This is a genomic window from Acidisoma sp., assembly GCF_035492295.1.
Lineage (GTDB): Bacteria > Pseudomonadota > Alphaproteobacteria > Acetobacterales > Acetobacteraceae > Acidisoma.
The window spans coordinates 15366-27102 of sequence record NZ_DATJJK010000194.1 but is presented as its reverse complement, the minus strand read 5'-3'; the positions used below and the strand labels follow the sequence as shown (position 1 = coordinate 27102).

The 11737-nt window shown below is 66.8% G+C and carries 11 protein-coding genes and 1 pseudogene; 4 read left to right on the top strand and 8 right to left on the bottom strand.

Annotated elements, in window-relative coordinates; genetic code table 11:
- Both VL752_RS14575 and VL752_RS14570 read left to right on the top strand, forming a co-directional pair.
- Nucleotides 1-204, top strand: a pseudogene (locus tag VL752_RS14575) (glycerol-3-phosphate dehydrogenase); the annotation flags it as partial.
- Between the two features lie 89 nt (nt 205-293).
- The gene (locus VL752_RS14570) at nt 294-758 is read left to right on the top strand and encodes a DUF2147 domain-containing protein (RefSeq protein ID WP_325356502.1); all 465 of its coding nucleotides are present in this window, start codon (nt 294-296) and stop codon (nt 756-758) included.
- A gap of 25 nt (nt 759-783) precedes the next feature.
- Here the strand turns inward: VL752_RS14570 and VL752_RS14565 are convergent, their stop codons facing one another.
- Entirely contained in the window at nt 784-2934 is a 2151-nt protein-coding gene (locus tag VL752_RS14565; RefSeq protein ID WP_325356500.1) for a protein-disulfide reductase DsbD family protein, read from the bottom strand.
- Nucleotides 2935-3031: 97 nt separating this feature from the next.
- Between VL752_RS14565 and hrpB the strand changes: the two genes are divergently transcribed.
- Nucleotides 3032-5452, top strand: coding sequence for an ATP-dependent helicase HrpB (hrpB, locus tag VL752_RS14560; RefSeq protein ID WP_325356508.1), 2421 nt, complete (start codon nt 3032-3034; stop codon nt 5450-5452).
- Nucleotides 5453-5623: 171 nt separating this feature from the next.
- Nucleotides 5624-6007 (top strand): RidA family protein, encoded by a 384-nt coding sequence (locus VL752_RS14555; protein ID WP_325356498.1) that lies wholly within the window; start codon nt 5624-5626, stop codon nt 6005-6007.
- A 3-nt stretch (nt 6008-6010) separates the two neighbouring features.
- Here the strand turns inward: VL752_RS14555 and VL752_RS14550 are convergent, their stop codons facing one another.
- The 7 genes from VL752_RS14550 to lepB all read right to left on the bottom strand — a co-directional run bounded on the left by VL752_RS14550 (nt 6011) and on the right by lepB (nt 11677).
- Nucleotides 6011-6451 (bottom strand): DUF1810 domain-containing protein, encoded by a 441-nt coding sequence (locus tag VL752_RS14550; protein ID WP_325356496.1) that lies wholly within the window; start codon nt 6449-6451, stop codon nt 6011-6013.
- A 67-nt stretch (nt 6452-6518) separates the two neighbouring features.
- Nucleotides 6519-7235, bottom strand: a complete 717-nt coding sequence (gene rpiA, locus VL752_RS14545) for a ribose-5-phosphate isomerase RpiA (protein ID WP_325356494.1) — start codon at nt 7233-7235, stop codon at nt 6519-6521.
- A gap of 3 nt (nt 7236-7238) precedes the next feature.
- Nucleotides 7239-8261: an NADP-dependent oxidoreductase gene (locus VL752_RS14540; protein ID WP_325356492.1), complete on the bottom strand. Its 1023-nt coding sequence runs from the start codon at nt 8259-8261 to the stop codon at nt 7239-7241.
- Between the two features lie 60 nt (nt 8262-8321).
- On the bottom strand, nt 8322-9194 hold the full coding sequence (locus tag VL752_RS14535; RefSeq protein WP_325356490.1) for a D-amino-acid transaminase: 873 nt from the start codon (nt 9192-9194) through the stop codon (nt 8322-8324).
- 37 nt (nt 9195-9231) lie between these two features.
- Nucleotides 9232-10137 carry a GTPase Era gene (gene era / locus VL752_RS14530; RefSeq protein ID WP_325356488.1) on the bottom strand — a complete coding sequence of 302 codons (906 nt, stop codon included), beginning with the start codon at nt 10135-10137 and terminating at the stop codon, nt 9232-9234.
- On the bottom strand, nt 10134-10871 hold the full coding sequence (rnc, locus tag VL752_RS14525; RefSeq protein WP_325356506.1) for a ribonuclease III: 738 nt from the start codon (nt 10869-10871) through the stop codon (nt 10134-10136). Before rnc ends, era begins: the two co-directional genes overlap by 4 nt.
- A 62-nt stretch (nt 10872-10933) precedes the next feature.
- Nucleotides 10934-11677, bottom strand: coding sequence for a signal peptidase I (lepB, locus tag VL752_RS14520; RefSeq protein WP_325356486.1), 744 nt, complete (start codon nt 11675-11677; stop codon nt 10934-10936).
- Nucleotides 11678-11737 lie beyond the last annotated feature (60 nt).

Genomic DNA, 11737 nt, shown 5'->3' with positions numbered 1-11737 from the left:
TGCCTCGCCGACCTCGGCAAAAACCTCGGCGCCGATCTCACCGAGGCCGAACTCACCTACCTCGTCGCCCATGAATGGGTCCGCTCGGCCCAGGACATCCTCTGGCGACGCTCCAAGCTCGGGCTGAGAGTCACCCAGGAGCAAGCCGCGCAGATCGACGAAGCGATCGGCCGTCAGCGCCCGAGGGTGGCGGCCGCCGCCTGATCAGGCGCACGCCCTTGCATTTGGCTTGTGCCTGACGTCCGCCGGACAGGCTGGACGCTGCCCAGGGCGCCTGTGATAGTTTCGTAGTCATGCACAAGATTTCAATGATCTGTTTCGGTCTGCTGACTTTGGTCGCCCTGGCGCGGCCGGCGGCGGCAGCCCCCCCCGATCCGACCGGCTTCTGGTCGACGGGCAAGGATCAGGCCGTGGTGCAAATCTACACCTGTGGGGAAAACACGCTCTGCGGCGCGCTGGTCGGCTTCCCGATCGACCATCCGGGTGACACCGTGCCCCAGACCTGGAACCACCATTCCCAGTGCCGTTTCGTCTTCATCCGCGACCTGCATCCGCGTACCCGCGCCTGGATGGGCAGCATCATCAATCCGCAGAGCGGCCACGGCTACAGCGCCAAGATTCGCCTGATGGACCACGACAATCTGCGACTTCGCGGCTATTTCCTGCTGCCCATGCTGGGCGCGACCCGTTTCTGGACCCGTTACGAGGGCCCAGCCCCGCCGGCCGATTGCCGCATGCCTGCCCATTCTCTCGGCTGATGCAGCGCGCGGCCCGCCAAGGCGCCTAACCCGATCCTGACGTCCCATCCGTCGTCGCGCCGATCGTCTTCAGCACGAGATAGGGCGTGAGCAGTTGCGGCAGCACCACAGGCTGGCCCCCCGCCGGCGGGTAATAGACGTAGAGCGGCACGCCATCCCGGCCATGGGCCTTGAGATAGGCCGTGATAGCGGGGTCGGCCTTGGTCCAATCTCCCACGAGATAGGTGACGCCTTCTCGGCGGAAGCCCAGCTGCACGGCAGCACGGTCGAGCGCCACCCGATTGTTGACGAGGCAGGTCACGCACCAGGCCGCGGTCAGGTTGACGAAGGCCGGCTTTCCCGCCGCCCTGAGCGCCGCGAGGCGCGCCGTGGAAAAGGGCTCTGCCTGGGCGCTTGTCGGCAGGGGCGAGGCATCGTGAAGATCCCGCGCCTCCCAAAGGACCGGTGCCAAGGCGAGGACTGCAATCAGCGCGAGGCCGCCGGCAAGGCGCCCGCCGAGCTGCCAGGCCCAAGCCGCGAAAGCGATGAGCAGCAAGCCCGCCCCCACGGCGAGAAGCAGAGAGGGACCGCCCTCCTGGGCGGCGACCCAGACCAACCAAAGCACCGTCGCATAAATGGGAAAGGCCAGTGCCTGATGCAGCACGACCATCCAGCGTCCGGGCCGCGGCAGAATACGTCCGATCCCCGGGATGACACTGAGGATCACCATGGGCAAGGCGAGGCCCAGACCCAGCGCCAGGAAGATGAGGAGACCCGGCAGGGGCGGGCCCGCCAGCGCCGCCGCGATGGCTGCCCCCATGAAGGGTGCGGTACAGGGGGTCGCCACCACCGCGGCCAACACGCCGCTGCAGAAACTGGCGCCGAGCCCGCCGCCCGTCGTCAGGTTATGGCCGAGGCCCATCCAGCGCCCGCCGATCTCGACCACGCCGGAGAAGGACAGGCCGACCGCAAAGAGCAGCCAGGCGATGGCCAGCACGAACGCGGGAGACTGGAACTGGAAGCCCCAGCCGGCCGCCGCTCCCCCTTCGCGGAGGCCCAGCAACAAAGCCCCGAGGAGCAGGAAGCTGAGAATGACACCGAGACCATAAGCGAGGCCGCCGCGCCGGTTCCGCTCAGCCTCGCCATGGGCATGTTGGGAAAGATGGGCCGCCTTCATCGCCAGCACCGGAAAGACGCAAGGCATGAGATTGAGGATGAGGCCGCCGAGAAAGGCAGCGCCCACGAGATCGAGATAGCGGCCGGAGGTGAGGGCGGCGACCAGCGCGCCCCAAAAGCTGTGTTGCGGCATCTCCACCGGCGGGATGCCGGGCTGCGCGGTGATCCTGCCTGCGGTCTCCGTCCTGTCCGGAGCCGTCAACACGAGCAAACCCTGCAGCGGCGCATCGGGCTTGAAACCGGCATCAGGCTTCAGCCGCAGCGTCACCCGCCCGTCTTGCATCCTCAGAGACTGATAGAAGTCCTGATTGATGACGCCGGGTTGCTCGGGAAAGAAATAGGCCGAAGTGACGCTCATGGAGGAGGCATCTGCCCCGTCCACGCTCAGCGTGCCGTCCGGCTGGATCCAGGCCTTCCAGCCCTTTGCTGCCGGCATCCGGCGATCGACGGCCTGGAAGAGCGGCGCCTCGGCGGAGGCGACAGACTTCGCCTGGACCGGCAGGGCGAGTTCGAAATCCGCGCTGCCTGGCACGCAGATGTCCTTGCAGACGAGCCAATGCGCCGCGACCTGCAGGTGATAGGTGCTGCCCGCGATTGTCTTTGGCGGGGTCACGGTCAGCGGCAGAAGCACCGGGACCATCTTCCGCGTATAGCCGTAACTCGTCACCGGCCCGTCATTCATGACCTTGGGAATCGGCCATTGGATGGGTCCGGCCACGCCCCCCTCCGGCAGGGTCAGGGTCATGCTGGGGGACGCGCCCGCATCGCCCGGATTGGACCAGTAGATGTGCCATTTCTGACCGAGGCCGAAGAACAGACCGATGCGGAAGGGCTGGCCGGGAACGACGGCATCGACGTTCGAAACGAGCTTCACCTCGTTGTTGAGCGTCGAAGCGGCGAGGCTATGCGCCGCCCGGGCCTGGCTCGCGCCCAGCGCCACGAGCAGGACGAGCGCCGTAAGCAGGATGCGCGCAGCCCATGCGCCGCAGGAGAATTTCGCCGTGCCGCCGGAATGTGTCATGCAGCCCTTTTAGCGTCGGAAGCGCGCCGCCTCCATAGGAACGGCGTGACGCTTGCTCAACGCCCAGATTGGGATCGCCCGCGTGCCTGACGATTTCATGCAGACCCTACCCGTGGCCGAGGCCCTGCCCCGGCTGCTCGCGAGCCTCGCCGAGCGCCCGAATGCCGTGCTGGTGGCCCCCCCGGGCGCCGGCAAGACCACGACCGTGCCACTCGCTTTGCTGCGCGACGCCAGCTTGGGCGCAGGCCGCATTGTCATGCTCGAACCGCGCAGGCTCGCGGCGCGTGCCGCCGCCACCCGCATGGCGACCCTGATCGGCGAGCCGGTCGGCCAGACAGTGGGCTTCCGCACGCGCATCGAGAGTGCCGTTTCCGCCGCAACGCGCATCGAGGTGGTGACGACCGGGCTTCTCGTCCGGCGCCTGCTGGGCGACCCCGGGCTGGACGGCATCACCGCCGTCATCCTCGACGAAATTCACGAGCGCTCTCTGGAAGCCGATCTCGCCCTCGCCCTGTGCCTCGACGCGCAACGGCTGCTGCGGCCAGACCTGCGGCTGCTCGCCATGTCGGCGACGCTCGACGGCGCGCGGCTTTCCGCGCTCATGAACGCGGCCGTGGTGGAAAGTGCCGGGCGCATACACCCGGTGGAAATCCGCCACGAGAAGCGCGACATCGCACAGCTGCGGGACTTGCCGGATGCCATGGCGCGCGCCATCCGTGCGGCGCTTATCGACGCAGATGGCGATATTCTCGCCTTCCTGCCCGGCATGGGGGACATCCGCCGCACCGAAACCGCACTGGATGGCGTGAACGCGCTGGTTCTACCGCTGCATGGCGATCTGCCGCCGGCGGCTCAGGATCTCGCCCTGCGCCCGGCTGAGGGCCGGCGCGTGGTTCTGGCCACCTCGATCGCCGAAACCTCCCTCACGGTCCCCGGCGTGCGCATTGTGATCGACGGCGGCTATCGGCGCACGCCTCGGCTCGACAGTAACAGCGGCCTCACCCGGCTCGCGACCGAGCGCATCAGCCGCGCCGCCGCGGACCAGCGTTCGGGTCGCGCCGGGCGCGAAGCGCCGGGACTCGCCATTCGACTGTGGTCAACCGCCACCCATCGGGGGCTGCGCCCGTATGACCGGCCCGAGATACTGGAGGCCGAGCTATCGGGCCTGCTGCTCGACTGCGCTGCCTGGGGCACGGCGCCTGGCGACCTTCCCTTTCCCGACGCGCCGCCGGAAGGTGCGCTCGCCGCAGCCCGCGCGCTGCTGATCGATCTCGAAGCCGTAAGTGCGGATGGCAGCGCCACCCCTCTTGGCCAGAGGATGAGCGCGCTCGGCGCCCATCCACGCCTCGCCGCGATGATGCTCTCGGCCGAGAGATCCACGGAACGGGCGCTCGCCTGCGATCTCGCGGCTCTGCTGGAGGAGCGGGACCCGCTGCGCGCCGGGCCGGATGCGCCGTCGGACATTACCCTGCGTCTCGATGCACTCGCCGAGCGCAGCCCAGCGCAGATCGACCGCGGCGCCATCCACCGCATTCGGCAGGGGGCGCGGCAGTATCGCGGACGCCTCGGCCTGCGCGGCGATGCGGTGGCGTCGGGTGACCCGGCGCCCTTGATCGCCGCTGGCTTCCCCGACAGGCTCGCCCAGCGTAGGGGGGAGCCCGGCAGCTTCCGGCTTTCGGGGGGCGGCGGGGCAAAAATTCCGCTCTCCGACCCGCTGGCGAAGGCAGGGCTGCTCGCCGTCGCCGCGCTCGAAATGAAGAGCTCGGCCCGCATCCGCCTGGCCGCGCCCCTGGACCCGGCGGCACTGCCCGCGACCCTCGCCCGGCGCGTGACGGAGACGGTGGAAACGAGCCTCGATCCCGTCACCGGCAGCATCCTCGCCCGCCGCAGGCGGCGGCTCGGCGCCCTGGTGCTGGAAGATCGCTCCGGCCCGCCGGACGCCACGGAAGCCGCCGCCGCCTTGCTTGACGCGGTCACGCGCGACCCCTCGCGCCTGCCCTGGACGGAGGCCGCCCGTGGCATTCAGGCACGGCTGATCCTGATGCACGGACTGGAACCGGAGACCTGGCCCGCCAGCGATGATGCAAGCCTGCTGGACAGGATCGGAGAGTGGTTCGCGCCGCATCTGCACGGCCTGACCCGCCTCGGCGATCTCGCCCGGCTCGATCTCGGCGCGCTGCTGCTTGATCGCCTGGACTGGTCGCTCCGCAGCCGGCTGGACCGGGAGGTGCCGACGCATCTGCCGCTGCCCGGCGGGCGGGCGGCGGTCGATTACAGCGAGCCGGTGCCGCTGGCCGCGTCCCGCGCGCAGCATTTCTACGGTCTGAAGGAAACGCCCAAACTTGCGGGGGGGCGCATTCCGCTGCGCCTCGCGCTGCTTTCTCCGGCGGGCCGGCCGATCGCCATCACCGCCGATATCGCGGGCTTCTGGCAGGGCGCCTGGGCCGATGCCAGGCGCGACATGCGAGGGCGCTATCCCAAGCACAACTGGCCGGAAAACCCCGCCGAGGGCGGTTGAAGAGCCGCTCCTGTCGGGTGCCTTGAGGAAATTGCCGTCACAGGCTGTCTCTGCTTACTGCGCGCCCTTGAAAGAGACGGCGGACATCAGTGGCGCAGGCCTTCACTGGTCCTGGCTTGGGTGCGCAACCCATTCTAGAGTTTGCATCAAGCAGCGAAAAGGACGCGTTTCATGCGCCGCCTCATCTCATCCGGTTCTTCATTCGAAGCCGAAATCGGCTATTCCCGCGCCGTGGTGGATGGGGATTGGGTGTTCGTGTCCGGCACCACGGGCTTCGACTATGCGGCCGGCACCATCTCCGATGACGTCGTCGAACAGGCCGAGCAAACGCTGAGGAATATCGGGGCGGCCCTGACCGAGGCCGGCGCCTCCTTCGCCGATATCGTGCGGGCTAATTACGTGCTGCCCGATGGTGCCGATTTCCCGGCCTGCTGGCCGGTTCTGCGACGCTATTTCGGCGAGGTGCGCCCGGCCTCGATGATGATCGTGGCCGGCCTTGCCGATCCCCGTATGAAAATCGAGATCGAGGTCACGGCCCGTAAAAAGGCCGGTTGAGGCTCAGGGCCTGCCGGCACGGGCCCGCTGCAGCAGTTCGACGGTACGCGGATCGGGCCGGCCGTGGAAGAAGCTGTCCAGCGCCTCCCGGAAGCAGGTGTTGGGATGCGCGCGGTCGAACAGCGTCATCGAGGAATGAAATTTCAGATCGTCGGGGCTGCCAAAAATCGCGAGTGGAGAACGCTCGTCCAGCCGATTGACGGTGCGCGTGCATTCCACGAGGCGCCGGCCGAGCAGAGGGTGCGTTAGATAATTCTGCGCCTCATGCACCGAGGGGATGCCGAACTGCTTGGACATGAGACTTTCGCCCAAGCCCAGAAGCTGGGGGAAGATGAACCAGATCCAGTGGCTCTGCTTGCGGCCGGCCCGCAACTCCCGCAGGACCTGCTCATAGACAGGCTCCTGAGCTTTGACGAACTGTTCCAGATTGAAGTTTTGCGGCACGCTGACCGTTCCCCCTCTTCGCGCGGCGCAAGAAGAGCGGCGGGCGCCCCCTCTTGGCCTACGCCGCTCAGTCGTAGGCGATCGTCCGGATGGACCCATCCGGCTGGCCGACGATGGCGGAGCGGGCGATATCGATGAAAAGCCCGTTCTCGACCACACCAGGGATTCGGTTCAGCGCGATCGCCAGCGCATCCGGATGCGTGATCTCACCCAGGGCGCAGTCCAGGATGTAATGCCCACTATCCGTAACAAAAGGTGAATCGAGGCCGCCGCGCATCGTAATCGCGGGCTCCAGGTAACCGCTTTCGACCAGCAGACCGCGGATCAGTCGCTCGGTCGCCCGCCAGCCGAAGCGCACCACCTCGACCGGCAGGGGGAATTTCCCCAAGACATCCTTGGTCTTGCTGTCGTCGATGACGGCGACGAACCGCGCCCCGGCGGTCGCCACGATCTTCTCCCAGAGAAGATTGCCGCCGCCACCCTTGATCATTTGGCCCTGTGGGTCGATCTCGTCTGCCCCGTCCAGCACGAGGTCAAGTTCACCCACATCGTTGAGGTCCGCGACGGGGACGCCGACCTCGATGGCGAGGGCGCGGGTGCTCTCGGAGGTCGGCACGCCGGTGATCGTCAGCCCCGCCTCGCAGCGCTTGCCAAGGCTGCGGACGAAACGGCGAAGCGTGGTGCCGGAGCCGAGCCCAACCAGCATGCCATTTTCCACGATGGCGGCCGCGGCATCGGCCGCCGCCTGCTTGGCCATATCCTGGCGGTTCAACGGCTCAGCCATGGCTCAGACTCCCTTGCTGGGTTCAGCGACACGGATGACGAGCTTACCGAAATTGTGGCCGCGCAGCAGCTCGATGAAGGCTTCAGGGGCATTTTCCAGCCCGTCGACCACATGTTCGCGGAAATGCAAACTACCATCCATCACCCAGGGCGTCGCCAGGGCGCGCCATTCCTCGAACCGCGCGGGCCGGTCGGTGATGATGAAGCCCTCGATGTGCAGCCGCTTCTTCACCACGTCCATCAGGTTCGGACCGGGGCGATGATGGGTGTCGTTATATTCGGCGACCATGCCGCACATGATGACGCGACCGAAATTGTTCAGAAGCGGGAAAACCGCGTGCTGCAAATCGCCGCCGACATTCTCGAAATAGACATCGATGCCCTTCGGGCAGGCATCCCGCAGCGCCGCATCAAGATCCATCACGGCGCGATGGTCGATGCAGTCATCGAAGCCGAGCGTTTCCTGCACGTAGAGGCATTTGTCCGCATTGCCGGCGACGCCGATGACCCGGGCACCGGCGCGTTTCGCGATCTGCCCGGCGATGGCGCCGACGGCACCCGAGGCAGCCGAAATCACCACCGTCTCGCCTGCGCGGGGCTGGCCGATCTCCGTCATGCCGGCATAGGCCGTCGCCCCCGGCATGCCGAGCACGCCGAGATAGGCAGAATGGGGCGCGCCGCCCTTGGGAATTTTGAACAGCCGCTCGCCCGGCGTCACGATATGGGACTGCCAGCCGAAGGCGCCGGTCACGACATCGCCCGGCACAAAGCGCGGGTCGCGGGACTCCACCACCTCGCCCACCGTCTCTCCGGTCATCGGCGCGCCGATCGCGACCGGCGCGGCATAGGAGGGGCGGTCGCTCATGCGGCCACGCATATAGGGGTCGAGCGAAAGCCAGAGCGTGCGCGTCAGCACTTCTCCCTCGCCCGGCTTCGGCATCGCCTGTTCCTCGATCCCGAAATTCTCCAGCGAGGGCGCGCCTTTGGGGCGGGTCTGCAGAATGATCGAGCGGCGGAGGTTGCTCATGGCGGGCGGTCCTTCTGGTAGCGCGATACTGGCCGGGCGGCCGGGCGAATCCTGCGTCTCTCAGGCGGCGTTCGGCAAGCCGCCCTGAACATGGCGGGAGAAAGCGGCAAACAGCTGGCGGGTGACGGGGCCGACCTCGCCCTCGCCCACCGTCGCGCCGTCGATCCGGGTAATCGGGCGGACAAAGCTTGTGGCGCTGGTGATGAAGACCTCGCGCGCCGCGCGCAGGTCATCGAGGCTGAAGGCGCGCTCCTCGAGCGTCAGCCGCTCCCCCGCCAAGAGCTCGGCGAGGGCGGCACGGGTGCAACCGGGCAGGATGTCATGGCCGAGCGGCCGGGTGCGCAGGCGCCCCGCCGCATCCACGATCCAGATATTGGAGGAGGCGCATTCGGTCACCATCCCCGCTTCGTCGACCAGCGCCATCTCGAAGGCACCGGCCTCCTTTGCCGCCTGCTTGGCAAGCACATTGGGCAGCAGATTGACGGTCTTGATATCACAGCGCGCCCAGCGCTGATCGGGCCCGGTCACAATGCCGGTCGCCCAGGTATCCACGTCCTTGGGAAAGGACGCCAAGGCCCGCGCCGTCACCACCAGGGTCGGCCGCGTGCCGGCCTGCGGAAAGACATGCTCGCGCCGGGCAGCGCCCCGGGTGATCTGGATATAGATCAGCCCACTGTCCCTGATGCGGTTGCGCTCCACGATTTCGCGCAGAATGCCCTCCAGCGCAGGACGGCCGACCGGCATGGCGATCCGGACTTCCCGCAGCGAGCGTTCCAACCGCGCAAGATGCTTCTCCGCGTCCACGAAACGGCCGCGATTGACATAGACGACCTCGTAGATGCCGTCCCCGAAGAGAAATCCGCGATCCTCGACCCTGATCTGGGCCGCTGCCAGCGGCAGGTAGCGGCCATTGACGTAGGCGATGCGGCTCATGGGGCAGTCCCGTTCTTGAGAGGTTAGGCGGCCGGCCTCAATCGTCGAGGCCGAGGGCACGCAGGTGCTGGGTTTTCTCGTCCCAGCCCGCGCGCTCCTTGACGGTCAGGAAAAGATGGACCTTGCGATCGAAGAGCTTGGTCAGTTCGACACGGGCGCGGGCGCCGATCTCCTTGATGCGTGCGCCCCCGGCGCCGATCAGGATGGCCTTGTGGCCGGGACGGGAGACGGTGATGGTCGCATCAATGCGGACGGACCCATCCCGACGCTCCTGAAAGCTCTCGGTCTCGACCGTCGTTTCATGCGGCACTTCCTGATGCGTCTGGAGCAGGATTTGCTCGCGCACGATCTCAGCGGCAAGCAGCCGGTCCGGCAGGTCTGTCAGGTCCTCGTCGGGATACAGATGCGGTCCCTCCGGCATAGCGGCGCTCAGCGCATCGCGGAGCTCGGCCACACCCTCCCCGGTTGCGGCGCTGACCATGAAGGTCTCCCGCGCGGGCAGCCGCTTGTTGATCTCGGCGATCAGCGGCAGCAGCCGCGCCGGTTCCACGAGGTCGACCTTGTTGAGGACAAGCCAGATGTCGCGCTCAGTCTCGGCCAGGCGCTTGATGATCCCTTCCGTCAGTTCGGAGAGACCGGCCTTGGCATCGACCAGCAATACTGTGAGATCGGCGTCCTGCATGCCGGTCCAGGCGGCGTTGACCATCGCCCGATCCAGCCGGCGCTTGGGCTGGAAGATACCCGGCGTATCGACGAGGAGGATCTGCGCCGCGCCCTGCATCAGGATGCCCATGATGCGAAAACGGGTGGTTTGCGCCTTGGGGCTGACGATCGAGAGTTTGGTTCCAGCGATACGGTTCAGAAGCGTCGATTTGCCGGCATTCGGCGCGCCGATGATGGCGACGAAGCCGCAGCGTTGGGTCTCGGTCGGCTGCGGGTTCATGGCTTTCTCGGTCCTGACTTGGTCTTGATGCCGGGCTTGGCGGCCGGCTTGCTGTCCCTAGCGCCCTTCATGCGGGTGAGCAACGTTTGCGCGGCCGCCTGCTCCGCCGCGCGCCGGTTTCCGGCCGTACCCTCCGCCACCTCCCCGCCCAGGGTCACCCGGATGACGAAATGGGGTGCGTGTGAGGGACCTTCCTGGGCCGCGATTTCATAGGCGGGCAGGCCGAAGCCATGCGCCTGCCCCCATTCCTGCAGGCCTGTCTTGGCGTCCTTGGGTGGCTCCGCCTCGCCCAGCATGGCGGACGCGAAATGCTGGCGGACGAACCGCTGGACCGGGTCGAGCCCGGCATCGAGATACATGGCGCCCAGCAGCGCCTCCACCGCATCGGCAAGCACCGAGGCGCGACGGCGCACGCCGGCACGCGCCTCTCCGGGTGCCACCGCGAGGAGCGCGGGCAGGCCAAGCGTCTCGGCGACCTCGGCCAGAACAGGCTGGGAGACGAGATGGGCGAGGCGGCGGCCGAGTGCCCCTTCCTGCTCGCGCGGATAATATTCGGTGAGCCAGACGGCCATGGTGAGGCCGAGCACGCGGTCACCCAGAAATTCGAGCCGCTCGTTGGAGAGGAAGCCCGAGCCAGCGGCGGAGCGATGGGTCAGAGCTTCCTGAACGAGGCGGGGATTGGCGAAGTGGTGGCCGAGCAAACGTTCGACATCAGCGAGGGTCGCCTCGCTAATGGGGGCCGCCGGCAGGCCGGCCTCCCCCCTGCCCCCTGCGGCTCCGGGTGCGCGATCAGATATCAATGAATCGCATGGAAGATGCGATTCCAGCGGATCTCCAGTGGCCATTGCCAGATCTCCCACCAGGGATAGCGGGCATCGATCGAGAAGAAGATGAAGTCTGCCTTGCCCACCAGGTTGGCGACCGGAATATAGCCGACAGCATCCAGCACGCGGCTGTCGAGACTGTCATCGCGATTGTCACCCATGCCGAAAACATAGCCCGGCGGCACGTGATAGACCTGGGTATTATCAAGCGGCCCGTCATCCGAGGCTTTGAGGATCGGGTGCTTCAGCCCGTCTGGCATGGTCTCGATGTATTTCTTGAGCACCATGGGCGGGCCATCATTGTCGCCTTCGGTCGTGTAGGACCCGTCCGGATCGCGGGGCAGTTCCTTGCCATTGATATAAAGATGGCCCTGGATCATCTGGATGCTGTCGCCGGGCAGGCCGACGATGCGCTTGATGTAGTCGATGCTCGGGTCACGCGGCAGGCGGAAGACCGCGACATCGCCCCGCTTCGGCAGGCTGCCGAAGATGCGCCCCTGAAAGATGCTGGGCGAGAAGGGGAATGAATAGTTCGAATAGCCGTAGCTGAATTTCGAGACGAACAGATAGTCGCCCACCAGCAGCGTCGGGATCATGCTGCCTGAGGGGATGTTGAACGGCTCGTAAAGGAACGTTCTGATGAAGATCGCGATCAGTGCGGCATAGATGACCGTCTTGAGGCTGTCGCCCCAGCCGGCTGTTTTACGCTGAGCCATAGGAGCAATTGACCTCATAAGACGCAAAGGCGCATGTCGCGGAAAGGCCTGGGCCTGTCA

Excerpts from the sequence above, each read along its gene's own strand:
- VL752_RS14540 (WP_325356492.1), bottom strand. The coding sequence starts at position 8,261 with ATGAGCAACCTCCGCCGCTCGATCATTCTGCAGACCCGCCCCAAAGGC.
- hrpB (WP_325356508.1), top strand. The coding sequence starts at position 3,032 with ATGCAGACCCTACCCGTGGCCGAGGCCCTGCCCCGGCTGCTCGCGAGC.
- rpiA (WP_325356494.1), bottom strand. The coding sequence starts at position 7,235 with ATGGCTGAGCCGTTGAACCGCCAGGATATGGCCAAGCAGGCGGCGGCC.
- era (WP_325356488.1), bottom strand. The coding sequence starts at position 10,137 with ATGAACCCGCAGCCGACCGAGACCCAACGCTGCGGCTTCGTCGCCATC.
- lepB (WP_325356486.1), bottom strand. The coding sequence starts at position 11,677 with ATGGCTCAGCGTAAAACAGCCGGCTGGGGCGACAGCCTCAAGACGGTC.
- VL752_RS14570 (WP_325356502.1), top strand. The coding sequence starts at position 294 with ATGCACAAGATTTCAATGATCTGTTTCGGTCTGCTGACTTTGGTCGCC.
- VL752_RS14565 (WP_325356500.1), bottom strand. The coding sequence starts at position 2,934 with ATGACACATTCCGGCGGCACGGCGAAATTCTCCTGCGGCGCATGGGCT.
- VL752_RS14555 (WP_325356498.1), top strand. The coding sequence starts at position 5,624 with ATGCGCCGCCTCATCTCATCCGGTTCTTCATTCGAAGCCGAAATCGGC.
- VL752_RS14535 (WP_325356490.1), bottom strand. The coding sequence starts at position 9,194 with ATGAGCCGCATCGCCTACGTCAATGGCCGCTACCTGCCGCTGGCAGCG.